This window comes from Actinomadura spongiicola, from assembly GCF_003432485.1.
GTDB lineage: Bacteria > Actinomycetota > Actinomycetes > Streptosporangiales > Streptosporangiaceae > Spirillospora > Spirillospora spongiicola.
The window spans coordinates 630,440-652,413 of record NZ_QVNQ01000002.1; the positions used below are offsets into that span (position 1 = coordinate 630,440).

At 71.2% G+C, this 21,974-nt stretch carries 22 protein-coding genes; 12 read left to right on the forward strand and 10 right to left on the reverse strand.

Annotated features, from left to right (window positions below):
• Positions 1-136: 136 nt before the first annotated feature.
• The 7 genes from D0T12_RS07525 (at position 137) to D0T12_RS07555 (ending at position 7,110) form a co-directional block, all read left to right on the forward strand.
• Positions 137-517, forward strand: a complete 381-nt coding sequence (locus tag D0T12_RS07525; protein WP_117398712.1) for a DUF3499 domain-containing protein — start codon at positions 137-139, stop codon at positions 515-517.
• A 169-nt stretch (positions 518-686) separates the two neighbouring features.
• A complete protein-coding gene (locus tag D0T12_RS07530) occupies positions 687-2,042 on the forward strand; it encodes a phosphomannomutase/phosphoglucomutase (protein ID WP_117398713.1) in 1,356 nt (451 codons plus the stop codon).
• A gap of 41 nt (positions 2,043-2,083) precedes the next feature.
• A complete protein-coding gene (locus D0T12_RS07535) occupies positions 2,084-2,266 on the forward strand; it encodes a Trm112 family protein (protein ID WP_117398714.1) in 183 nt (60 codons plus the stop codon).
• A complete protein-coding gene (locus tag D0T12_RS07540; protein WP_117398715.1) occupies positions 2,263-3,411 on the forward strand; it encodes a bifunctional phosphoglucose/phosphomannose isomerase in 1,149 nt (382 codons plus the stop codon). Before D0T12_RS07535 ends, D0T12_RS07540 begins: the two co-directional genes overlap by 4 nt.
• Positions 3,408-4,376 carry a cation diffusion facilitator family transporter gene (locus D0T12_RS07545; protein WP_117398716.1) on the forward strand — a complete coding sequence of 323 codons (969 nt, stop codon included), beginning with the start codon at positions 3,408-3,410 and terminating at the stop codon, positions 4,374-4,376. Before D0T12_RS07540 ends, D0T12_RS07545 begins: the two co-directional genes overlap by 4 nt.
• 424 nt (positions 4,377-4,800) lie before the next feature.
• Positions 4,801-6,405 carry a sensor histidine kinase gene (locus tag D0T12_RS07550; RefSeq protein ID WP_117398717.1) on the forward strand — a complete coding sequence of 535 codons (1,605 nt, stop codon included), beginning with the start codon at positions 4,801-4,803 and terminating at the stop codon, positions 6,403-6,405.
• Positions 6,406-6,435: 30 nt separating this feature from the next.
• Positions 6,436-7,110 (forward strand): response regulator transcription factor, encoded by a 675-nt coding sequence (locus D0T12_RS07555; RefSeq protein WP_117398718.1) that lies wholly within the window; start codon positions 6,436-6,438, stop codon positions 7,108-7,110.
• A gap of 145 nt (positions 7,111-7,255) precedes the next feature.
• On the opposite strand, the gene D0T12_RS07560 is transcribed toward D0T12_RS07555, so the two are convergent.
• Positions 7,256-7,609, reverse strand: coding sequence for a MerR family transcriptional regulator (locus D0T12_RS07560; RefSeq protein ID WP_117398719.1), 354 nt, complete (start codon positions 7,607-7,609; stop codon positions 7,256-7,258).
• A 160-nt stretch (positions 7,610-7,769) separates the two neighbouring features.
• Between D0T12_RS07560 and ahcY (D0T12_RS07565) the strand changes: the two genes are divergently transcribed.
• The 3 genes from ahcY (D0T12_RS07565) to D0T12_RS07575 all read left to right on the forward strand — a co-directional run bounded on the left by ahcY (D0T12_RS07565) (position 7,770) and on the right by D0T12_RS07575 (position 11,295).
• Positions 7,770-9,200 (forward strand): adenosylhomocysteinase, encoded by a 1,431-nt coding sequence (gene ahcY / locus D0T12_RS07565; protein ID WP_117398720.1) that lies wholly within the window; start codon positions 7,770-7,772, stop codon positions 9,198-9,200.
• Positions 9,201-9,456: 256 nt separating this feature from the next.
• A complete protein-coding gene (gene ahcY / locus D0T12_RS07570) occupies positions 9,457-10,713 on the forward strand; it encodes an adenosylhomocysteinase (RefSeq protein ID WP_117398721.1) in 1,257 nt (418 codons plus the stop codon).
• A 3-nt stretch (positions 10,714-10,716) separates the two neighbouring features.
• Positions 10,717-11,295 carry a hypothetical protein gene (locus tag D0T12_RS07575; RefSeq protein WP_117398722.1) on the forward strand — a complete coding sequence of 193 codons (579 nt, stop codon included), beginning with the start codon at positions 10,717-10,719 and terminating at the stop codon, positions 11,293-11,295.
• A 184-nt stretch (positions 11,296-11,479) separates the two neighbouring features.
• On the opposite strand, the gene D0T12_RS07580 is transcribed toward D0T12_RS07575, so the two are convergent.
• The 4 genes from D0T12_RS07580 to D0T12_RS07595 all read right to left on the reverse strand — a co-directional run bounded on the left by D0T12_RS07580 (position 11,480) and on the right by D0T12_RS07595 (position 15,002).
• On the reverse strand, positions 11,480-12,109 hold the full coding sequence (locus D0T12_RS07580) for a hypothetical protein (protein ID WP_147339429.1): 630 nt from the start codon (positions 12,107-12,109) through the stop codon (positions 11,480-11,482).
• Positions 12,106-12,795 (reverse strand): putative 2OG-Fe(II) oxygenase, encoded by a 690-nt coding sequence (locus tag D0T12_RS07585; protein ID WP_158581439.1) that lies wholly within the window; start codon positions 12,793-12,795, stop codon positions 12,106-12,108. The genes D0T12_RS07580 and D0T12_RS07585 overlap by 4 nt, the downstream gene beginning before the upstream one ends.
• A 186-nt stretch (positions 12,796-12,981) precedes the next feature.
• Positions 12,982-13,479, reverse strand: coding sequence for a bacterioferritin (gene bfr, locus D0T12_RS07590; RefSeq protein ID WP_117398725.1), 498 nt, complete (start codon positions 13,477-13,479; stop codon positions 12,982-12,984).
• A gap of 518 nt (positions 13,480-13,997) precedes the next feature.
• A complete protein-coding gene (locus D0T12_RS07595) occupies positions 13,998-15,002 on the reverse strand; it encodes an RDD family protein (RefSeq protein ID WP_117398726.1) in 1,005 nt (334 codons plus the stop codon).
• A gap of 73 nt (positions 15,003-15,075) precedes the next feature.
• Here D0T12_RS07595 and D0T12_RS07600 point away from each other — a divergent pair, with 73 nt between their 5' ends.
• Together D0T12_RS07600 and D0T12_RS34810 are read left to right on the forward strand one after the other, a co-directional pair.
• A complete protein-coding gene (locus D0T12_RS07600) occupies positions 15,076-16,071 on the forward strand; it encodes a stage II sporulation protein M (RefSeq protein WP_117398727.1) in 996 nt (331 codons plus the stop codon).
• A gap of 118 nt (positions 16,072-16,189) precedes the next feature.
• Positions 16,190-16,444, forward strand: a complete 255-nt coding sequence (locus D0T12_RS34810; RefSeq protein WP_147339430.1) for a hypothetical protein — start codon at positions 16,190-16,192, stop codon at positions 16,442-16,444.
• 155 nt (positions 16,445-16,599) lie between these two features.
• On the opposite strand, the gene D0T12_RS07605 is transcribed toward D0T12_RS34810, so the two are convergent.
• The 5 genes from D0T12_RS07605 to D0T12_RS07625 are packed head-to-tail and all read right to left on the reverse strand — an operon-like array spanning position 16,600 to position 21,901.
• On the reverse strand, positions 16,600-17,892 hold the full coding sequence (locus D0T12_RS07605; protein ID WP_117398728.1) for a DUF58 domain-containing protein: 1,293 nt from the start codon (positions 17,890-17,892) through the stop codon (positions 16,600-16,602).
• A gap of 13 nt (positions 17,893-17,905) precedes the next feature.
• Positions 17,906-18,898, reverse strand: coding sequence for an AAA family ATPase (locus tag D0T12_RS07610; RefSeq protein ID WP_267900393.1), 993 nt, complete (start codon positions 18,896-18,898; stop codon positions 17,906-17,908).
• Between the two features lie 50 nt (positions 18,899-18,948).
• The gene (locus D0T12_RS07615) at positions 18,949-20,154 is read right to left on the reverse strand and encodes a DUF4350 domain-containing protein (RefSeq protein ID WP_117398730.1); all 1,206 of its coding nucleotides are present in this window, start codon (positions 20,152-20,154) and stop codon (positions 18,949-18,951) included.
• The gene (locus D0T12_RS07620; protein WP_117398981.1) at positions 20,148-20,867 is read right to left on the reverse strand and encodes a DUF4129 domain-containing protein; all 720 of its coding nucleotides are present in this window, start codon (positions 20,865-20,867) and stop codon (positions 20,148-20,150) included. The genes D0T12_RS07615 and D0T12_RS07620 overlap by 7 nt, the downstream gene beginning before the upstream one ends.
• The gene (locus tag D0T12_RS07625) at positions 20,864-21,901 is read right to left on the reverse strand and encodes a hypothetical protein (RefSeq protein WP_117398731.1); all 1,038 of its coding nucleotides are present in this window, start codon (positions 21,899-21,901) and stop codon (positions 20,864-20,866) included. The genes D0T12_RS07620 and D0T12_RS07625 overlap by 4 nt, the downstream gene beginning before the upstream one ends.
• Positions 21,902-21,974: the final 73 nt, after the last annotated feature.

Genomic DNA, 21,974 nt, shown 5'->3' on the forward strand with positions numbered 1-21,974 from the left:
CCCCTGTGCAGTGTCCGCACGGTAAGAGTTCAGGGTCACACGGTATGTAGTTGTTACCCCGGAAATCGCCCGGTAACGGCGACACGTTGCCACAGGTGGTGGCGGAGCCGGTGGGAGGGGGGTACGGTCAGCCATCGTGAGCCCCGTCCGCACCTGCTCTCGTACCGCCTGCAAGGCGCCCGCAGTGTTCACGCTCACGTACGTCTACCGCGACTCCACCGCGGTCCTGGGGCCGCTCGCGACGTACGCGGAGCCGCACTGCTACGACCTGTGCGCGGAGCACTCGGAACGGCTCACCGCCCCGATGGGGTGGGAACTGGTGCGGCTCCCCGTCGAGGAGGAGACCGAGCCGAGCGCCGACGACCTGGAGGCCCTCGCCGACGCCGTCCGGGAGGCCGCCAGACCCGCGCCCGGATCGCCCCACGAGCCCGTCGGGCAGGGCACCGAGGTCGGACGCCGCGGCCATCTGCGGGTGCTCCGCTCCGAACCCGCCGGAACCCAACCCGCCCAGGACTGAACGTCCCGGGGCCGTCGCCGACGGCCGACAACGGCCGACGACGGCCGACAACGGTCGGCATCGCCGCGCGGTGGCGTCGCGGCCGGTCACACCCTCCCTTCCCGGTAGGCTCGTGAACCCCCGTTTCTCGGGGTTTCCAGGGCCAGGTTCAGCGAGCAGGGAGCAGGGAGTGGGCGACCTCGCCAAGATCTTCAAGGCGTACGACATTCGCGGCGTCGTACCGGACGAACTCGACACCGCGACCGCCGAGGCCGCGGGCGCCGCGTTCGTGCGGGTGACCGGGGCGACCGCGATCGTCACCGCCCACGACATGCGGGAGTCGTCGGTGCCGCTGGCGGAGGCGTTCGCCCGGGGCGCGACGTCCCAGGGCGCCGACGTGATCGAGGCCGGGCTCGGCTCCACCGACCTGCTGTACTACGCCAGCGGCAGCCTCGACCTGCCCGGCGCGATGTTCACAGCCAGCCACAACCCCGCCAAGTACAACGGGCTGAAACTGTGCCGCTCCGGCGCCCGCCCGGTCGGCCGCGACACCGGTCTCACCGAGATCCGCGACCTGATCGAGAAGGGCGTTCCGGCCTACGACGGGAAACCGGGGACGATCTCGCGCCGCGACGTCCTCAAGGGCTACGCCGACCATCTGAAGACGCTGGTCGACCTGTCGTCGATCCGCCCGCTCAAGGTCGTCGTGGACGCCGGCAACGGCATGGGCGGGCACACCGTCCCGTCCGTCATGGACGGTCTGCCGATCGACCTGGTGCCGCTGTACTTCGAGCTGGACGGCACCTTCCCCAACCACGAGGCCAACCCGATCGAGCCGGAGAACCTGCGCGACCTCCAGGCGAAGGTCCGCGAGACGGGCGCCGACATCGGGCTCGCCTTCGACGGCGACGCCGACCGCTGCTTCGTCGTCGACGAGCGCGGCGAGATCGTCCCGCCGTCCGCGATCACGGCGCTGGTCGCGACGCGGGAGCTGGCCAAGCATCCCGGCGCCTCGATCGTGCACAACCTGATCACGTCCCGGTCCGTGCCGGAGATCATCTCCGAGCACGGCGGAACCCCGGTCCGCACGCGCGTCGGGCACTCGTTCATCAAGCAGACGATGGCGGAGACGGGCGCGGTGTTCGGCGGCGAGCACTCCGCGCACTTCTACTTCCGCGACTTCTGGTTCGCCGACTCCGGGATGCTCGCCGCCCTGCACGTCCTCGCCGCGCTCGGGCAGCAGGACGGGCCGCTGTCCCGGCTGCTCGGCGAGTACACCCGGTACGTCGCGTCCGGCGAGATCAACAGCGAGGTCGCCGACCAGGCCGCCGCGACCGCCAACGTCCGCGACGCGTTCGCCGGACGCCCCGGCGTCACGACCGACGAGCTGGACGGGCTGACCGTCAGCGACGACGCCAACGGGTGGTGGTTCAACCTGCGGCCGTCCAACACCGAGCCGCTGCTGCGCCTCAACGCGGAGGCGGGCGACGAGAGCACCATGGCGGCCATCCGCGACGAGGTCCTCGCCCTGGTACGGGACAAGTGACGGTGCGGGACAAGTGACCGAGAGGGAGAAGTGACGCTGCCATGACCTTGAAGCTCGACTCCTGGCTGCTGGAGATCCTCGCCTGCCCCAACTGCGGCGGCGACCTCCGCGCCGACGACGAGGCCGCCGAACTGGTGTGCACCGGTTCGTGCGGCTACGCCTACCCGGTCCGCGACGACATTCCCGTCCTGCTGGTCGACGAGGCCAGGACCCCCGCTCCGTGAACGGAGGGCTCGACCCTTCACGGCTGGACGGCGCGGCGACGACCGAGGCGGCCGACCCCGGGGGGATGCTGCGGCAGGTCGCGTCGTCGGCGGCGCAGGTGCGGGAGGCGCAGCGGGCCGCCGCGGAGGCGGGCGTCGCCGGTCTCGCCGAGGACGGCAGGCCCCGCGCGATCGTCGTCGCCGGCATGGGCGGCTCGGGCATCTCCGGTGACGTCCTCGCCGCCGTGTGCGGCGTGGGCTGCGCCGTCCCCGTCTCGACGGTGCGCGGCTACCGGCTGCCCGGCTGGGTCGGCGCCGCGGACCTCGTCATCGCCGTGTCCTGCTCCGGGACGACGGAGGAGACCCTGGAGGTCGCCGCGGAGGCGGCCCGCCGGGGATGCAGGCTCCTGTTCGTCGGCGGACCGGACTCGCCGCTCGCCGACCTGGCCGCCCGAAGCCGCGGCGTCTTCGTGCCGGTGCGTTCGGTGGGGCAGCCGCGTTCGACGCTGTGGGGACTCACGATCCCGCTGCTCCTCGCGGCGCGGACACTGGGACTGGTGGACGTGCCCGACGCCGTCCTGGAATCCACCGCCGAACGGCTGGAGGACGTCGCGTACCGGTGCCGTCCGTCCAGCGAACCGTTCGTCAACCCGGCCAAGCGGATCGCGCTGGAACTCGCCGGTGACGTGCCGCTGGTGTGGGGGTCGTCCGCGCTGGCGGCCACGGCGGCGTACCGGATGTGCTGCCAGCTCAACGAGAACGCCAAGTACCCGGGCGTGTTCGGCGAGGTCCCGGAGGCCCACCACAACCAGGTGATGGCGTTCGACGGGCATTTCACGGGCCGCGCCGCCGCGTCGTCCGACCCGGACGACTTCTTCCGCGACCGGGTGGACGACCCCGAGCACGGCCTGCACCTCGTCCTCCTGCGGGACGTGGAGGAGCATCCGCAGGTCCGCAAGCGGTGCGAGGCGTCCACCGAGGTGGCGCGGGACAGGGGCGTGGCGGTCACCGAGCTCGGGGCGGAGGGGACGCATCCGCTGGAGAGAATCGCGACGCTGATCGCGCTGGCGGACTACGTCACGGTTTACTTGGCTATCGCGCTGGGCGTGGACCCCACTCCGGTGCCTGCCATTCAAGAGCTAAAAGCGAGGATTGCTGAAAGATGAGTGCTGAGGGCGGAACGAAGGCCATCGTCGCCGCGCTGGCCGCCAACCTCGGGATCGCGGTGTCGAAGTTCGTGGCGTTCGTGTTCACGGGTTCGTCGTCGATGCTCGCCGAGTCGATCCACTCCGTGGCGGACTCGGGGAACCAGGGCCTGCTGCTGGTCGGCGGAAAGCGTTCCAGGCGGGCGCGGACGCAGCAGCACCAGTTCGGGTACGGCCGCGAACGCTACTTCTACGCGTTCGTCGTCGCGGTCGTGCTGTTCACCGTCGGCGCGGTGTTCTCGCTGTACGAGGGCTACCACAAGATCTCCCACCCGGAGGAGGTCAAGTCGCCGGCCTGGGCGTTCGGGGTGTTGATCGCCGCGATCGTGATGGAGACGTTCTCGTTCCGCACGGCGATCAAGGAGTCGAACGCGGTCCGTGGCAACCAGTCGTGGTGGGCGTTCATCCGGCGGGCCAAGGCCCCGGAACTGCCGGTCGTGCTGCTGGAGGACCTCGCCGCCCTGGTCGGTCTGTTCCTCGCGCTGTTCGGCGTGACGATGGCCGTCGTCACCGGCGACGGCGTGTGGGACGGTGTCGGCACCGTCGCGATCGGCGTGCTGCTCGCCGTGGTCGCGACGATCCTGGCGATCGAGACCAAGAGCCTGCTGATCGGGGAGGGCGTCGCCCCCGAGCACGAGCAGGCGATCGTCGACGCGCTGGAGTCGGTGGACCAGGTCGACCGGCTCATCCACATGCGCACCGAGTACCTCGGCCCGGAGGAACTGCTGATCGCCGCGAAGATCGCGGTGAAGCACGATCACACGGCGGCGGACGTGGCGCGCGGCATCGACGCCGCCGAGGCCAAGATCCGGGCGCAGTTCCCGGAGGCGAAGTTGATCTACCTGGAGCCGGCGCTGGACGAGACGTCCCGGCCGAGTGTTCCCGGTGCGGGGCCGACGAGCCCGGAGACCTCCGCCTCGTCCTGATCGGACCCGCTCGTCACGGACTCGTTCAGCGCGGATGAGATTGGAGCGGCTCGGCTCGGTGAGAGGTCTCACATGGGACCCCTCGCCGGGCGGCCGCCGTCCGTGCGCCGGCCGACCCCAGCCCAGGCAGGACCGGCGAGTGCCTCCGTAGAGGCGCGTACCACGGCCGTCCGGCGAGGTGCTTCCCATGCCTCCCCGCCCGGACCCCTGAAAACCGGACGGTTCTGGTGTGACCGCGGCAGCGTGCCGAAACCCCTACGCCGGCGCCGCTGCCGTTCGCGGTCACGGTTAGAACACTACGGTCACGGGGGTCCTCCGCACGTCCCTCTCAAGGAGGGAAAGCGCGTGGTACTCCAGGCGGAGCCGCGCCGTCGTCATACATCCGCACGGGGAGGTGGACGCCCGACTTTGAGGTCAGTATGGAATGGTGACCTTTGATGACAAGGCCCGGTCAGGACCCGATCCCGCGGGGTTCGGCCCGGCCCTCGCGCGGCACGCGTGGCGGCTGTCCGGCCGGATCGTGGCGGGCGTGGGGCAGCTGCTGCTGTGGATCCTCACCGGCGTCGGGACCCTGCTGCGTCCCGTGGCGGTGCGCCTGGTCACGCGCCTGACCGGCGGGGGCCAGCGCCCCGCCCCCGGTGCGCCCGGCGCCGGTGTCCCTGGGGCCACGGCGCCGCTGCCCCGGTGGCTCAACACCTGGCGCGAGGTCGTCGGCTCCTGGTACTTCGCGCCGCTGACCGGGCTCGCCCTGACCGTCGCCGCCCTCGCAGAGCTGGCGCCGCGCGCCGACTCGCCGATCAGCCTCGTGGGCGGCTTCGCGGTCGCGTCCACGCTTCCGCTCGTGTGGCGCCGGGAGTACCTGCGCCCGGTCGCGGCGATCGTGCTCGGCGCGGTCGCCGCGAACCTCCTCACCGGGCAGACCCTCCTCGTCACGACCGGGTTCGCGGCGCTGTACACGCTGTACACGCTCGGACGGCACCTGCCGCGCCAGTCGACGGGCGTCCTGGCGTTCGGCAGCGTCGTCACGGTCGCGGTCGTCTACGTGGCGACCTCGGCGCTGGAGGGCGTCCCGTCCCCGGCGGTGTTCATCGCCGTCCTGGGCGCCATCGGCCTCGGTGACGCCCGCCGCGTCGCGGAGTCCGCGAGCCAGACCGAGGCGGAGGCCGCCGAACGCACCAACGAGACCCTCACGCGGCTCACCGCCGTCCAGCGGGAGCAGGCGGTCATGCGGGAGCGGGCCCGCATCGCACGGGAACTGCACGACGTCGTCGCCCACTCCGTCTCCATGATCGCCGTGCAGGCGGAGACCGCGCCGTACACGATGGAGAACCTGTCGCCCGAGGCCCGCGCCGGATACACCGAGATCGCGAAGACGGCCCGGGAGGCGCTGGTGGAGATGCGGCGGCTGCTCAGCGTGCTGCGCGCCGACGCGCAACCGGAGCCGGACGCGGCCAACTCCCCGCAGCCGCGCCTCGACCGGCTGCCAGACCTGATCGAGCAGCATCGCGGCGCCGGGGGCCACGTCGACCTCGCCGTGCACGGCGACCCGCGGACCCTCTCCACGACGGTGGAACTGTCGGCGTACCGGATCGTGCAGGAGGCGCTGACGAACGCGCGTCGGCACGCGCCCGGGGCCGGGGTCCGCGTCGACCTGACGTTCCTGCCGGACCGGCTGGCGGTCCGCGTCCACGACGACGGCGCGTCGGATCCGACATTGGTCCTGAACCGCGACGACCTCGGTTCCCGTACGGCGGTACTGGATCCCGCGGGGCCGACCTTCGTGGACTCCGGACGCACCCGCCTGGAGTCGTCGCCGCCGGGCGGCGGACCGGGTGAGGGGCCGAGTGGGGGGCCGAGTGGTGGACACGGCCTCGTCGGGATGCGGGAACGTGCGACCATGCTGGGCGGGCGGTTCTCCGCCGGCCCGGCCGTCCAGGGCGGGTTCCTGGTGGAGGCCGAGCTTCCGCTGACGAGGGAAGGGGATTCCACCCGTGGACACGGTTCCGAGACGCCTCCCGGCCGCGGCTGACCCCGATGTCCCCGTTCTCGGGCGGCAACGGTGATCAACGTGCTGGTCGTCGACGATCAGACGATCGTCCGGGCGGGGTTCGCGGCGCTGCTCGCCGCGCAGGACGACATCACCGTCATCGGCGAGGCGGGGGACGGGCGGGAGGCGGTGCAGATCGCCGAGCGGCGCCGTCCCGACGTCGTCGTCATGGACATCCGGATGCCCGGCATGGACGGCATCGAGGCGACCCGCCGCATCCTGGCGCTGCCCGGCTCGGACAACGTCCGGGTGCTGGTCCTGACGACGTTCGACGTGGACGAGTACGTCTACGAGGCGCTCGCCGTGGGCGCCAGTGGTTTTCTGCTGAAGGACGCGACCGCCGACGAGCTCGTGTCCGCCGTGCGGGTGGTGGCGCGTGGCGACTCGCTCCTCGCCCCGCAGGTCACCGGACGCCTCATCCGCGAATTCACCAAACAGCGCCGCACCCGGCCGCGGGCGCCGTCGGAGCTGTCCACGTTGACGGCCCGTGAGACGGAGGTGCTCGTCCTCATCGCGGGCGGACTGTCCAACGGCGAGATCGCGGCGCGTCTGGTCGTCAGCGAGCACACGGTGAAGACGCATGTGGCCAGGGTCTTCACCAAGCTCGGCGTGCGTGACCGCGCGCAGGCCGTGATGCTGGCCTACGAGTCGGGCGTCGTGGTCCCGGGCGAGAACGCCGCCGGCTGACCGCGGGCCGCCGCCGAGCGCGAACAGCAGCGCGCCGAGGAGATGCAGGCCCGCGCCGAAGCCGGCGTCGATGACGTCGACGTGCGCGTGATGTCGCACGACGCGGTCGCCCACCGCCGGGCTTGAGCCGCGACATGAGGGGCGGTCACCGGCGACGGAGGAGGCGCATGGCCTTCTCCTTCTCGAAGTCGAGCGCGCGGGTCGGTGGCGCGGACAACCGTCCGATACGTTCGCCCAGCTCACGGACGTGCGCCTGAACCTGCGGCTCGGCGAGGACGCGCAGCCCGAACGCCAGTTCCGCCGGGCCGATGTCGTAGCGCTTCTCCAGCGCCAGCGTGAGCGCGACGGCCCGCAACTCGGCGTCGCCGAACCGGCGGTGGCCGCCCCCGCGCCGGGTCACGGCCGCCTCCCTGGTGGCGGGCAGCAGCCCGAGGGCCTCGCGGTAGCGGAGCATGCGGGGAGAGGTGCCGAGCCGCCGGGCGGCCTCCGTGATGCGCATGAAGCCAATTCTGACAAATCTGTGGCAGAAAGTCGCCTCCGGCCGTGCCTCGGGACGGTCCCCGCCCGTAGACTCACGGCGTTGACGCAGGCGCCCACAGGGCGTGAACCCCTGAGATCGACCCTCGCGTACCGACCGCGGACCAAGGAGCAACGAAAGCATGGACTACAAGGTCGCCGACCTTTCGCTCGCCGACTTCGGACGCCGGGAGATCCGGCTCGCCGAGCACGAGATGCCCGGACTGATGGCGGTACGCAAGGAGTACTCCGCCACCAAGCCCCTGCGCGGCGCCAAGATCATGGGCTCGCTCCACATGACGATCCAGACGGCCGTGCTGATCGAGACGCTGGTCGACCTCGGCGCCGACGTCCGCTGGGTGTCCTGCAACATCTTCTCCACCCAGGACCACGCGGCCGCGGCGGTCGTCGTCGGCCGGGACGGCACGCAGGACGACCCGAAGGGCGTCCCGGTGTTCGCGTGGAAGGGCGAGACCCTCGAAGAGTACTGGTGGTGCACGGACCAGGCCCTCCAGTGGCCGGACGGCTCGGCCCCGAACATGATCCTGGACGACGGCGGCGACGCGACCCTCCTCGTCCACAAGGGCGCCGAATACGAGAAGGCGGGCGCCGTCCCGACCGCGTCCGAGGACGACCCGCACGAGTGGGGCGTCATCCTCGACACGCTCCGCCGCACCATCGCCGACAGGCCGGGCCGCTGGACGGAGACCGCCGCCGAGATCAAGGGCGTCACCGAGGAGACCACGACCGGCGTCCACCGCCTGTACGAGATGGCGAAGGCGGGCACCCTCGCGTTCCCGGCCATCAACGTCAACGACTCGGTCACCAAGTCGAAGTTCGACAACAAGTACGGCTGCCGCCACAGCGTCATCGACGGCCTGAACCGCGCCACCGACGTCCTCATCGGCGGCAAGGTCGCCGTCGTCTGCGGCTACGGCGACGTCGGCAAGGGCTGCTCGGAGGCGCTGCGCGGCCAGGGCGCCCGCGTGATCGTCACCGAGATCGACCCGATCTGCGCGCTTCAGGCGGCGATGGACGGCTTCCAGGTCACCACCCTGGAGGACGTCGTGGAGACCGCCGACATCTTCGTCACCACCACCGGCAACTTCAACATCATCACGGCCGACCACATGAGCCGGATGAAGCACCAGGCGATCGTGTCCAACATCGGGCACTTCGACAACGAGATCGACATGGCCGGGCTCGCCAAGATCCCCGGCATCGAGAAGATCGAGATCAAGCCGCAGGTGCACGAGTGGCGGTTCTCCGACGGCCACTCCATCATCGTCCTCGCCGAGGGCCGCCTCATGAACCTGGGCTGCGCCACCGGCCACCCGTCGTTCGTCATGTCCAACTCGTTCACCAACCAGGTCATCGCGCAGATCGAGCTGTACACCAAGACCGAGGAATACCCCATCGGCGTGTACGTCCTGCCGAAGCACCTGGACGAGAAGGTCGCCCGCCTCCACCTCGACGCCCTCGGCGTCAAGCTCACCGAACTGACCAAGGAACAGGCCGCCTACATCGGCGTAGACGTCGAAGGCCCCTACAAGCCAGACCACTATCGGTACTGATTTGTTTGCATTTCTCTCCTTCTTCGGCCCTGAAGGGCCTCCATCGTCGAGAAACGCGGGCGATCGCTGGCATCGCTTCGGCTCGCCTTGCGGCTCGCTGCGCGATCAGGTTCTCGCTTCGCTTGAACCTGCCTTCGGACGCGATCGCGGGTGTTGAGGTTGCCGCGGGGTTGCGGAGGTGGCTGAGGTAGGCGCGGATGTGGGTGCTGCCGGGCGGGGGTATGGTTCCGCCCGGCAGCCGCTTTATGAGGGAGCCATGAGCGATATCGCGGACGTTTCGTTGGCGTATGAGGGTGTCAAGCGGATCGAGTGGGCTGACCGGAGCATGCCCGTACTGCGGCAGATCCGGGAGCGGTTCGCCGTGGAGCGTCCGCTGGACGGTTTCAAGGTCGCGGCGTGCATGCACGTCACGACCGAGACGGCCGGGCTCATCCGCACGCTTCAGGCGGGCGGGGCGAGTGTCGCGCTCGCGGCGTCCAATCCGCTCTCCACGCAGGACGACACGGCCGCGGCGCTCGTCCAGGAGTACGGCGCTGAGGTGTTCGCCCGCGCCGGTACCGACCGTGAGGGGTACTACGCCCACATTCACCGGGCGTTGGAGACCGGGCCCGACATCGTCCTGGACGACGGGTGCGATCTTGTCAACACCCTGCACATCGACCGCAAGGACCTCCTGGACACGGTCAAGGCGGGTTGCGAGCAGACGACGACGGGCGTCATCCGGTTGCACCAGATGGCGCTTGAGGGGGCGTTGCGCTTTCCGGTGGTCGCGGTGAACGACACCGACACCAAGCACATGTTCGACAACCGCTATGGCACGGGCCAGTCCACGCTGGACGGGATCGTCCGCGCCACGAACACGCTGCTGGCGGGAAAGACGGTCGTCATCGCGGGCTTCGGTTACTGCGGCCGTGGTCTCGCCGAACGGGCGCGCGGGCTCGGGGCGCGCGTGGTCATCACCGAGATCGACCCGGTGAAGGCCCTGGACGCCGCGTTGCAGGGGTTCGCGGTCCGTCCCATGGCGGAGGCGGCCGTGGACGGCGACGTGTTCATCACCGTCACGGGCAACCGCGAAGTCGTGAACGCTGAGCACCTCGCCGTCATGAAGGACGGCGCGATCCTCGCGAATTCGGGGCATTTCGATGTCGAGATCGACGTCCGGGCGTTGGGCGAGATGGCCGTCGAGGTCCATCACGGCGTCCGCCCGCAGGCGGACGAGTACGTCATGGCCGACGGACGCCGTCTCGTGCTGCTCGCCGAGGGGCGGCTGGTCAATCTGGCGGCGGCGGAGGGGCACCCTGCCGCCGTGATGGACATGTCGTTCGCCGACCAGGCCCTGACGTGCGCGTGGCTGGCGAGCGCGCACGAGACCCTGGCCCCGGCCGTCCACGACGTTCCGAAGGAGATCGACACGGAGGTGGCGCGGCTGAAGCTGGCGTCGATGTCGATCTCCATCGACCGGCTCACAGCGGGTCAGGAGGAGTACCTGCACTCCTGGCGGATCGGGTCCTGACCCGTGCCGTCCGGGACGTATCTGCACGTGGACGGGGGGCTGGAGGAGCGGTTCCAGTGCGCGCCCGGTCCGGGAGGGTGGCGTTACACGTCCAACCGTCCGGACGGCGTTCGGGTCGATCTGGTCGTGGACGCCCGCTGGCGGCAAATCCGCGTCGAGGTGGTCACCCCGTCCTGGTGGGTGCGGGGCGGTGTCACCGGCGCGGAGGTCGCGTGGGTGCGCGCCGCCGGAGAGACCGGCACCGAACACGCGGAACGGGCGTCCGGCTTCTTGAGTGACTCGCCTGGATTCCTCGTCGCCGTGGCCCGCTCCCTGGGACTGGACGACGGCGCGCAGACCGATGTTCGGCTCGTCCGGTTGAGTGGTCCTTCTTTGGCGCCGCTGACCGCCCTGTGGCGTTGGCGCAGGGCTGGAACGTCCACCTATGAGACGGAGACCGAACCGCTGCCCGTCGCGCAGTACGAGGTCACGGATCTGTCGACGGGTGAGGTCGAGACCGTCCATCTCGCGGGAGACGTCGTCCTGGCGGCTCCCGGCATTGAGTTGGTCGCCTTGGAGTCCCCGCCGAACCTGTCGGGTTAGCAGGTCGGCGGGGATTCGCGGTCGGTGGCGGGTGGTAGTGAACGCCACCACGACGGGGTGGGCCTGCGACGGGTGAGGTCGTGATCGTGCACTTCGCGGGGAGCGGTTTTGGCCGGACTAGTCGGTCGCCTGGAGTCCCCACCGAGACTGCCGGGACGGCCACCCCGGTGGGGACTCCCGGTGGTCAGCGGCGGGCCGCGGCGAACGCCACCACGACGTGCTGGCCCTGGGCGACGGGGACGACCGATGATGTGAGCCAGCCGGGGACGGCGACGTGCGTGCCGGGTACCGGCCGGACCATCAGATGGCGTCCCCACGGCCGTCCGGGCAGGGGTGTCAGCGGGGACCCGGTCCGCGGGTCGGCGAAGGTGAGGGCGCCCGCCTCCGTGTGCGCCGGGGCCGGACCGGCGCCCAGCACCCACCACGCGACCATGTCGGCGGGATGCCCGGTGGCGGGCAGGGCGTAGCCGTGCCGCCAGATCTGCACGTCGATGTCGATGTGGTCGATCGTGGGCGCGACATCCGGGTCCAGGGTGGCGGCCAGGTGCTCGAACGAGACCCGGAAGTGCGCTGTCGCGGCCTCCAGGTCGGTGATGACGTCGCCGGGTGACACGGTTCGCAGCGGGGGGCCCTCGGCGCCGATGTCGGCGACGGACGGGGACAGCAGCCCGGCCGGGTCGAGGGTGGCGAAGGCGACGGGCGTTCCCCAGTGCTGCCGCACGGCCGGGCAGGCGTTGCCGCAGCTTCGCCGGGCACGGCTGGAGGAGGGGACCGGTGCGGGGGCCGGGGCTGGGGCGGGGGTGGTGAGCGTCATGACGTCCGGCTCCAGTGTCCGTGGTAGGTGATGTTCCAGGCGATCGCGATCCGCAGCCGGGAGTCGGCGGCGGTCGCCTTGATCCAGTGGGCCTGCCAGCCCGGGAAGGCGATCATCCGGCCGGGCACCGGGGAGAAGCGGACCGCTCCAGCCGAGGTGGCCCGGTCCAGGGCGGCCGGACGCGGATCCAGCAGATACAGGTGACCCGCGTCGGTGTCGCCGTCGGAGTCCGCGGCGATGGAGAGCAGCCCCGACCAGGCGGAGTCGTGGCGGGTGTGCGGGCGGGGGAACTCTCCCGGGCGGCAGACCACCGCCCACGCCTCCGTGTGGACGTCCCGGTCGTCGATCTCGTCGGCGGTCTCGCCGAGCACCGCGCGGGCCAGCGCGTCTCCGGCCATGCCGATCTGCTCCCTCAGCCAGTCGACCGAGGGGTGGTCCCAGGCCAGCAGGGTCTGGGACGACCTGATCACGGTGGCGCGGCCGGAGTCCGCGGCCCGCCGGTCGGCCTCGTCCGCGGCGAGCACGAGCTTCCGCAGCCGCGGAAGATGGTCGGCGGCGCCGCTGCAGTCGGCCTGATATACGGGTGTTCGCCACATTTCCAGGACGAGGCGTTCCGCCGGGGACGTGACGTCGGTGTCGGCCGGGCCGACCGTGTCATCGGTGGTGCTGGTCTGGGTGTTGGTCACGAGCGCGCTCCTTCTCCGTGGGTCTCTGCCGCCGGACTCGGCGTCCGGCGCTCGGGCGGCCGGGGATGTGCTCCGCCCCCTGTCCGAAGGGCTGCGACAGCCCCCCATGCGTCGCGCTGTGCCGCAGGCCCGGTCGGGTGGGTCCGGGGAAGCGCGGCCCCCGGACCCACCGGTCGGGGCGGGGGGTTACACGGGCTCGGTGAAGTCCTCACCGGGCGCGTCGGTGAGACGTTGCAGGTAGTTGTGCTCGCCGAGGGAGTCGACGAGGCTGAGTTCGGTTTCCAGGTAGTCGACGTGCTCTTCCTCTTCCGCGAGGATCTCCTCGAAGATCCGCGCGGAGGTGATGTCACCGCGCGAGCGCATCAGCTCGATGCCGGGCCGCAGCCGGGCCACGGTCTCCATCTCCAGGGCGAGGTCCGCCCGGAGCTGCTCGGGCACGTTCTGCCCGATGCGCAGGGCGTTGAGTTTCTGATAGTTCGGCATTCCCTCCAGGAAAAGGATCCGTTCGGTGAGCCGCTCGGCGTGCTTCATCTCGTCGAAGGATTCCGAGCGGGTGTGCTTGGCGAGCCGCACATAGCCCCAGTCCTGCTGCATCTTGGCGTGCAGGAAGAACTGGTTGATCGCCGTCAGTTCCGCGGTGAGCTGCTCGTTGAGCAGCCCGATGATCTCTCTGTCTCCGTCCATGCGCACATGCTGACATCCCCGGCACGGCCCGGACAGATTAGAAAATTCGAGTTGAACATGCCTCTCGGGGCGAACCTGCGCCCGGTGCTGCGGCGACGCCCCGCCGGGCACTCCTCCGGTGGGGACGAGATCGGTGCCGACCGAGATTCCCAATGAATGGATCTCGTGCCATTGTAAAGTCGCTGTAGGGAGCATGTGCGCAGGTCAGCGCTTCTACTTCCGGACGCCTCTTGATCGATAAGTAAACGCGTCTTCGGCGTAGAAGGTCCTTCGGTCTGTAATTGAAGGCGCATCTCAGGCAATTGTTAAGGCTAGCCTCTCCTAATTAAGGATAGGCTAGCCTAATGTACGTGAAATGTGCTGGGGTCGATCGAGCGTGCCGGGTGCGCATCCAGGGCGCTCATCATGATCGCAATTTTTATGATCGAATACTTGACTTCTCGGCGATCAGTGGTGGCCCGAGCGTCCGATGGGAAGAAGGAAAGCCGTCGCCGCCGGAGTCGTCGGTCCGCGGGGCGTCAGTGGGCGGGCGGATAGGGGCCCTGGGCGGGCGGAGGAGGCGAGTTCAGCACTTGCCGATACGGCCCGGCGCCATAGTTGGGCGGCGGCAGGAACTGCGGGCGTCCCGGCGCGGCGGGGCTGAACGGAGGCGGCGGCGGAGGGCCCTGGCGAGGCGGCCCGGACGGCGCGGGCCCGGCCATCGCCATCGCCGGAGCCGGGGCCGCGTCCGGCGCCCAGGACGTCCGGCCGAGGCGCTGTAGACGGCGGGCGCGGCGCTGGGCGAGCCGCCACTCCTCGCGGTGGCGGCGCTCGGCGAGGACCGCCGACAGCAGGATCTCCGGCCGCAGACCCGGCGGCGGAGGCGGGCTCACCACCGCGACGACCTGCGACGCGATCCGCTGCCCGAGCGAGTCACGGACCTCAGGCAGCAGCTCCCAGAAACGCGACAGGTACTGCCGGGCCGTCATCGCCAGCTCGTCCGACAGCATCGACAGCTCCAACGAACGCGCCCACCAGGCGAGCTGCGGCGGCATCACGGCGACGGGACCGTGGAACGCCGACGCCGGAACCCGCTCCTGGATGACGATCGTCCCGGCGAACAGGTCGCCGAGCCGCTTGCCGCGCCGGTTGCAGAACGAGGTGATCAACGCGGGGGAGCCGTAGAACGTCCAGAACTCGATGAAGCCCGCCAGCGCCCGCACCAGCGCCTGCCGGAACCTGACGGGCCCGCCGTCGTCGGCGACGACCCGCAGCCCAAGGGCCATCTTGCCGAGCGTCCGTCCCCGCGTCAGCGTCTCCATCACGCACGGATACCCGACCAGGACGGTGACGACGGCGAGCAGCGACAACCCGATCGTCCACGCCTCGTCGGCGACGAGCGACGTCATCGCCGTGAAGTAGATCGCGATGTTGAGCAGCACCATCTGGAGGAGCAGGTCGAGAAGGATGGCGCAGCCACGGCTGGCCAGGCGCGCGACCCTGATGTCGAGCGCGACGGCCTCGCCGGTGACGAGTTCGGCCATTGCCTGATCCTCCAAGCGGTCGGGTGCCGTCCATTTTGCCGGTTCGGCGGGCCGAGGCGTTAGTCTCCCTCGGGTGGACGTCGACGCCTATGTGGCCGCGCACAACGCCGACTGGCAGCGCCTTGAGTGGCTCATCAACCGCGGCCGCAGGCTGACCGGTGCGGAAGCCGACGAACTGGTCGAGTTGTATCAGCGGACGGCGACACATCTGTCGGTCGTCCGGTCCAGCTCACCCGACCCCCAGTTGGTCGGTCGGCTGTCGTCGCTCGTGGCACGCGCCAGAGCGAAGGTGGCCGGTGCGCAGGCGCCCCTGTGGCGGGACGTCACCCGCTTCGCGACCGTGTCGTTCCCGGCGGCCGCGTACCGGATGAGATGGTGGTGGCTCGGCAGCGCCGTCCTCGGCAACCTGCTGGCGGTCGCCCTGGCGATCTGGGTCGTGCAGAGCCCCGAGGTGCAGGCGAGCATCGCCCCGCCGGACGAGATCCGCGAACTCGTCGAACGCGACTTCGCGAACTACTACACCGAGCACTCGGCGTCGTCGTTCGCGTTCCAGGTGTGGGTGAACAACGCCTGGGTGTCGGCGGTCGCGCTGATGTTCGGCATCATGCTCGGCATCCCCACCGTGTACGTGCTGCTGCTCAACCAGGTCAACCTCGGCCTGATCGGCGGGCTGATGTTCGCCTACGGCAAGGGCGACGTGTTCTTCGGGCTGATCCTGCCGCACGGCCTGCTGGAACTCACCGCCGTCTACCTGGCGTGCGCGGGCGGCCTCAAACTCGGCTGGACGATCATCGACCCCGGTCGGCGCCGCCGCGGTCAGGCGCTCGCCGAGGAGGGACGCGCCGCCGTCAGCATCGCCATCGGCCTCATCGCCGTCCTGCTGGTGTCGGGTCTCATCGAGGGCTTCGTCACCGGCTGGGTGCACACCACCTGGCTGCGCATCGGCATCGGCGTCGTCGCCGAGGTCGCGTTCCTCGCCTACGTGATCGTCCTCGGCCGCCGCGCCACCCGCCGCGGCGAGACCGGCGACGCCGACCTCCGCCCCGACCTCGCCCCGGTCTCCGGCTGAATTCATCGAATTCCGGTCAGGGCCGCGATTGTGCGAGCGCCGCATCGCTTCGCGATCTGGTCGAGGAGGCCAACGCGCACAGCGGGTCATCTGGCCCCGGAGGTAACGCGCTCGTGCCGTGACCAGGCTCGGGACGCGCTGGGCCCTCGTCGCCGCGTCCCTGGTCGGCGCGGCTGCTCCTGCTGTCCGGGGCGGTGCGCCGGGCGACGGCTGCGCCACCGGAGCGCTGCCGGGCATGCTCGTCACCAGCCTTGGCTGCGGGCTGCGCCTGCCCGCACTGGCGGTCGCCGCCGTCACGGGCACCACCGGGGAGGACGCCGGGATCGGCTCGGCCGTGTTCACACGTCCGTCCAGCGGATCGGCGGCGCGTTAGGGGTGGCGATCGTCGGGCTCGCCGCCCGCCGCCGCGACGCCCTGACCGGCTCGACGGACCCGTTGCGCACCGCGACGGAGGGCTACTCCCCGGCCCTCGTCGTCGCGACACCCTCTTCCTGGGCGCGGTGCTCATCGCGCCCGTCCTGCCGGAGGCTACAGGCGGCCGGCGGCCTTGAGGGAGAGGTAGGCGTCGGCGAGGGCGGGGGCGATCTCGTCGGGGGGCGCGTCCACGACCTCGACGCCGTGTCCGCGGAGTTCGGCGGTGAGGCGGCGGCGTTCGGCGCGGGCGCGTTCGGCGGCGGCGGCGTCGTAGACGGAGGCGAGGTCGCCGCGGGCTGCGGCCATCTCACCGACCCGCGGATCGGACACCGCGGCGATCATGACGAGATGGCGAGCGGTGAGCTGCGGCAGCAGCGGCAGCAGGCCCTCCTCGATCGCGGCGGTGTTCAGCTCGGTGAGCAGGACGACCAGGCACCGCTGCCGGACGCGGGCCATCAGCGTCGACACCATCCCCGCGGCGTCGCACTCGATCAGCTCGGGTTCCAGCGGCGCCATCGCGTGGACCATCGCGGGCAGCAGGTCGGTCCGGGACGCGCCCTCGACCCGGGCGCGGACCCGCCGGTCGTAGGCGAGCAGGTCGACACGGTCACCAGCGCGGGACGCTAGGGCGCCGAGGAGCATCGCCGCGTCCATCGAACAGTCCAGCCTGGGGATGTCGCCGACGCGGCCCGCGGACGTGCGGCCCGTGTCGAGGACGAGGTAGATGCGCCGGTCGCGTTCGGGGCGCCAGGTACGGACGACGATGTCGTTGCGGCGGGCGGTGGCCCGCCAGTCGATGGAACGGACGTCGTCGCCGTCCACGTATTCGCGCAGCGAGTCGAACTCGGTGCCCTGCCCGCGAATGAGGGCGACGTGGGCGCCGGTGAGTTCGCGGAGGCGCGCCAGCTTGGCGGGAAGGTGGCGGCGGGACGGGAACGCCGGGAGCGCGCGCACCGTCCAGGGCGCGGCCCGCGAGAGCTGCCGAGCGGCGAGCCCCAGCGGCCCCACGGACCGGACGACGACGGTGACGGCCTTCCGGTCGCCGCGCCGGGTCGGTGTGAGCGTCATCTCGACACGTCGCCGCTCACCGGCGGGAACGTCCACCCGGACGGTGCGGGGGGTCGCTCCGGCGCTCGGCGGCCACACGTCCCGCAGGCGGGCCTTGAGACGGCGGCGCCCAAGGTTCTCCACGATCAGCGTCACGCCGGCCGTCCCGCCGAGGCGGACGTTCGTGTCGCCGGAACGGTGGAAACGCAGAGCGCGCACGTTCCCGGCGAGGGCGAGGTCGGCGAGGACGCCGAGCAGCAGGACCCCCCAGACGATGAACAGCGTCCACCAGGTCGGCGCGAACAGCGGGATCACCGCGGTGAGCAGCGCCAGCAGGCCGAGACGTCCCGTCAGTGCCATGTCGCGGGGCCGTTCAGCGCGGCGCCGGGACGTGGGCGAGGATGCCCTCCAGCACGCCGTCGGCCGTCGCGCCCTCCAACTCCGCCTCGGGGCGGAGCTGGACGCGGTGCCGCAGCGTGGGGCGGGCCAGCGCCTTCACGTCGTCCGGTGTGACGTAGTCGCGGCCCGACAGCCACGCCCAAGCACGGGACGTGGCCAGCAGCGCCGTCGCGCCGCGCGGCGACACGCCGAGCTGGAGGGACGGCGACTGGCGCGTCGCCCGGCACAGGTCCACGACGTACGCGGCGACCTTCGGGTCGAGGTGGACGGCCCGGACCGCGGCGCGCCCGGCGGCCAGTTCACCGGCGCCCGCGACCGCCTGCACCGCCGACAGGTCACGCGGGTCGAACCCGGCCGCGTGCCGCTGCAACATGGAGATCTCTTCGTCCCGTGTGGGGACGGGCACGGTCAGCTTGACCAGGAACCGGTCGAGCTGGGCCTCCGGCAGGGGATAGGTGCCCTCGTACTCGATCGGGTTCTGCGTCGCGCACACCACGAACGGGTCGGGCAACGGACGCGCGGAGCCCTCCACGGAGACCTGCCGTTCCTCCATGGCCTCCAGCAGGGACGCCTGCGTCTTCGGCGGTGTCCGGTTGATCTCGTCGGCCAGCAGAAGGTTGGTGAAGACGGGACCTTCGCGGAAGTCGAACTCCGACGTGCGGTTGTCGTACACGAGCGAACCGGTCACGTCACCGGGCATCAGGTCCGGGGTGAACTGGACGCGTTTGAAGTCGAGGTCCAGGGCCCGCGACAGCGTCTTGATGAGCAGCGTCTTCGCCGTGCCCGGGACGCCCTCCAGCAGTACGTGACCACGGCAGAGCAACGCGATGACCAGACCGGTGACCACGGAGTCCTGACCGACGACCGCCTTGGCGACCTCGCCGCGCAGCGCCGTCAGCGCCGCCCGGGCCGTGTCGGCCTGCCGCCGCGCCTCCTCGGACAGCGCGCCCGGCGGAGTGTCGCTCAGCGCGCGGTCGCCGCCGGGCACGTCGTCCTTACCGAGCTCTACTGGTTGGTTCAAGACTCGCGTACCTGCCTTTCCAGGTCGTCGAGGACGTCGCTGAGGGCGATGAGCCCGGCGTCGTCCACGGGTTCAGGACCGTACAGGGCCGCGCCGACGTACGTCTCGTCGTAGGCGGTGCGGCGGGCGACCGCCGTGACGATCTCCTGTGCGGCCGTGGGGTCCTGCGCGCGGCCGCGGGGCAGGCCGAGCAGCGGGACGAGACGTTCTCGCGCGCCGGAGCGCAGCGCGTCCGAGGCGCGGTCGCGGGCGTGTCCGGCGCGGTAGAGGCGGGCGCGTCCCTCGACCGTCTCGGCGGAGCGGACGACGACGGGCAGCGCCTCCGCCACCACCGGGCCGAGGCGGCGCGCCCGCCACAGCGCCACCAGGATCACCGCGACGAGCAGTTCGAGGAAGAACAGCTTCACGCCGAACGGGAGAAGGTCGCCTAGCGACTGCTGCCCGGCCCCGGACCCGGACTCCGGCAGGTCGGGCACCAGCCACACGATCGACGCGCCCGTACCGGCCGCCAGGTTCAGGGCCAGCGCCGCGTTGCCCTCCTCGGTCAGCCGACCGTTGGTCAACGGCTCCGCTGAACCCAGCACGGTGACGGTGTTCGAACCGTTCTGTACCTGGACGACCCTGGAATCCCCGGAATCGGATTGGTAACACCGGGTCGCGGAGCCCGTCGCCTCGTAGGTGTCCGACTGGCGGAACGCGACCGTGCCGGCCCGCGTCGCGGCCTCCAGGGAGCAGCCCGGGTCGGCGTTCCCGTAGACGGGTTCACGCCTGCGCACCTGCGGGGCGAGTTCCGCCAGCGCGAACGACGTGGGCCGGACGAGCAGCAAGTCGACCTGCCAGGCGCTCAGGCGGCTCAGATCCCGGTCGGTGAGCCGCTCGGTACGGGTCACCAGAACCAGCGAACCGGGGTCGGCCGTGAAGACGGCCTCGGTGTTCCGCGCCACCGTCACCTCCGTCCCCCGCTGCCGGAGGAGTTCCGCGAGGGCGCGGCCGCCGTCCTGCTTCGGCGACGTCGGATCGAGCGCCAGCGGCGACGTCGCGGGGCGCAGCGCGGCCAGGATCACCGCGACCACCACCATGACGAGGAGCACCGCGACCACGCCGCGCGCCGACCGCCAGCGGCGCTCCGCGACCTGCCGCGCGGACGGCTCCGCCGCCGGTGCGGTCTGCGCCCCGCCGGGCGGGGAGGTCTGCGTCACCATCGCGGTCCTCCGTCCTCACCGGCCCCGGAGGGCGCGAGGTCGTCGGCCTCCAGCGGCTTCGGTCTGGCCGCCCGGAGCCGGTCGTCGACGTCCTTGACCCGCGCGTACCCCTCCGGAGTGCCCGGACGGTCGCCGTACCAGACGTCGTCGAAGATCCGGACGGCCTCGCGCAGGTCGTCGGCGAGCTGCGGGACGGCCTCGCCGGTCTCCTCCGCCAACTCGTCGGCGGTGCGCCCGGGACGTGGCGGCAGCACCGCCCGCTCCTCCAGGTCGCGGGCCATCGCGCGGAGCCGTTCCCGGATCGCCTCCGCCCACTGCCCGGCCGCCGCGTGCCGTTCCGCGGCGTTCCTGTGGTCGATCGCCGTGGACGTCTCGTCCTCCAGCAGGGGATCGTTCCTGGACCGCGGGTTGCGGCGGCCCCGCATCAGCCACGCGACGAGCGCGATGGCGATGAGCGCGACGAGGACGACGACGACGATCGACGTCCAGCCACCGCCGCGTCCCTGCGACTCCGGAGCGGGCGCCCTGTAGAACAGCTCCTGGAGCCATTCGGCGAAGTCGTCCCAGGTGCGTTGCAGCCAGGACGGTTCGTCGCGCTGGTAGATCTGCTTCTCCAGCTCACGACGGGCCAGCTCGCGGGCCTCGTCCCGGCCGATCGGATCGGGGGCCGCGGCAAGGAACGGCGCGTCCGGCGGCGCGTCGGTGCGCGTCATGGGTGCGCCCCCGTCCCGGGAGGCGCCGGCGCCGGGCCGGTCCGCCACAGGTCGACGAAGTCCTCCAGTTGGTCACCGCGTCTTTCCGTCCGCAACTCCAGGTCGAACCCTTCACGGCGCATCCGCCGGTCCATGTAGAGCAGCGCGATCACCCCGGCGTCGAACGGGAGGACGACCGACCAGCTGACGATCCGGCCGAGCGTGTCCACGGCGAGCGCCGCCATCGTCGCGTCGCTGCCTTCGGCGTCACCGAAGAACGCCAGTTGCACGAACAGGAACGGGATCCGCAAGGCGAAGAAACCCATGAACACGGTCACGAGCATCGCGAGCAGCAGGGTTCCGAATGTTCTGAACCAGCGTCCCTTGGACAGTGCCACCGCCCGTCGAAGCGCGCCGCTCACCGTCTGTCGTTCCAGGACGACCGCGGGCACGGCCAAGACGAACAGTAGATAGAGCCACACCATCAGGCCTATGCCGATGGGAATCCCTAGGAGCCCCGCCAGCACGCTCAACCCGGGATGCGCGCCGACCGCGATCAGCAGGGCGAACGGAAAGATCGGTAGTACTAGGGCGACCAGCGAGACACCGATGACGGCCGCGGCGGTCGCCAACAACCGGCCGAGATGTGGCCGGGTGTCCCGCCACGCCTGGCGCGGCGCGATCGGCGCGCCCACCAGTTCCCGGCCGAGGATCGGCGCGAGGAGCCCGGCCAGCACCAGGATCCCGTACGCCGACAGCACCAGCCCCATCACCGTCAGCGTGAGCTGCGCGCCGAGCGACTCGAGCAGCAGGTCGGGCGTGACCTCGTTGCGGGCCTCGTCGCCGATGAAGAAGTACGCGGCGATCGAACTCGCCACCTGGATCACCGTGGTCATCCCGACGGCCAGGCCCAGCGACGTGCGCGGGCGCCGCCGGATGCCGGCGATGGCGCCGTCCAGCATCTCCGAGACGGACATGGGACGGAACGGGACTTCCTGCACGCCGGACGCGTCGCTGTCGACGTCCGTGCCGTCGCGGCCGTCCGGTCCCGGCATCTCCTGGCTCCCTGCGGTCTCTGGCGGGGGTCGTCCGGCGGCCCGCCCGATTCTGGTCCGGGCCGTCACGTTC

What these genes read in the sequence shown, in the direction of transcription:
- D0T12_RS07625 (WP_117398731.1), bottom strand. Translation starts at nt 21,901, where the DNA reads ATGCCGGGACCGGACGGCCGCGACGGCACGGACGTCGACAGCGACGCG.
- D0T12_RS07535 (WP_117398714.1), top strand. Translation starts at nt 2,084, where the DNA reads ATGACCTTGAAGCTCGACTCCTGGCTGCTGGAGATCCTCGCCTGCCCC.
- bfr (WP_117398725.1), bottom strand. Translation starts at nt 13,479, where the DNA reads ATGGACGGAGACAGAGAGATCATCGGGCTGCTCAACGAGCAGCTCACC.
- ahcY (WP_117398720.1), top strand. Translation starts at nt 7,770, where the DNA reads ATGGACTACAAGGTCGCCGACCTTTCGCTCGCCGACTTCGGACGCCGG.
- D0T12_RS07620 (WP_117398981.1), bottom strand. Translation starts at nt 20,867, where the DNA reads ATGACGCGCACCGACGCGCCGCCGGACGCGCCGTTCCTTGCCGCGGCC.
- D0T12_RS07545 (WP_117398716.1), top strand. Translation starts at nt 3,408, where the DNA reads ATGAGTGCTGAGGGCGGAACGAAGGCCATCGTCGCCGCGCTGGCCGCC.
- D0T12_RS07595 (WP_117398726.1), bottom strand. Translation starts at nt 15,002, where the DNA reads ATGGCCGAACTCGTCACCGGCGAGGCCGTCGCGCTCGACATCAGGGTC.
- D0T12_RS07615 (WP_117398730.1), bottom strand. Translation starts at nt 20,154, where the DNA reads ATGGTGACGCAGACCTCCCCGCCCGGCGGGGCGCAGACCGCACCGGCG.
- D0T12_RS07560 (WP_117398719.1), bottom strand. Translation starts at nt 7,609, where the DNA reads ATGCGCATCACGGAGGCCGCCCGGCGGCTCGGCACCTCTCCCCGCATG.
- D0T12_RS07550 (WP_117398717.1), top strand. Translation starts at nt 4,801, where the DNA reads ATGGTGACCTTTGATGACAAGGCCCGGTCAGGACCCGATCCCGCGGGG.
- D0T12_RS07605 (WP_117398728.1), bottom strand. Translation starts at nt 17,892, where the DNA reads ATGGCACTGACGGGACGTCTCGGCCTGCTGGCGCTGCTCACCGCGGTG.
- ahcY (WP_117398721.1), top strand. Translation starts at nt 9,457, where the DNA reads ATGAGCGATATCGCGGACGTTTCGTTGGCGTATGAGGGTGTCAAGCGG.
- D0T12_RS07580 (WP_147339429.1), bottom strand. Translation starts at nt 12,109, where the DNA reads ATGACGCTCACCACCCCCGCCCCAGCCCCGGCCCCCGCACCGGTCCCC.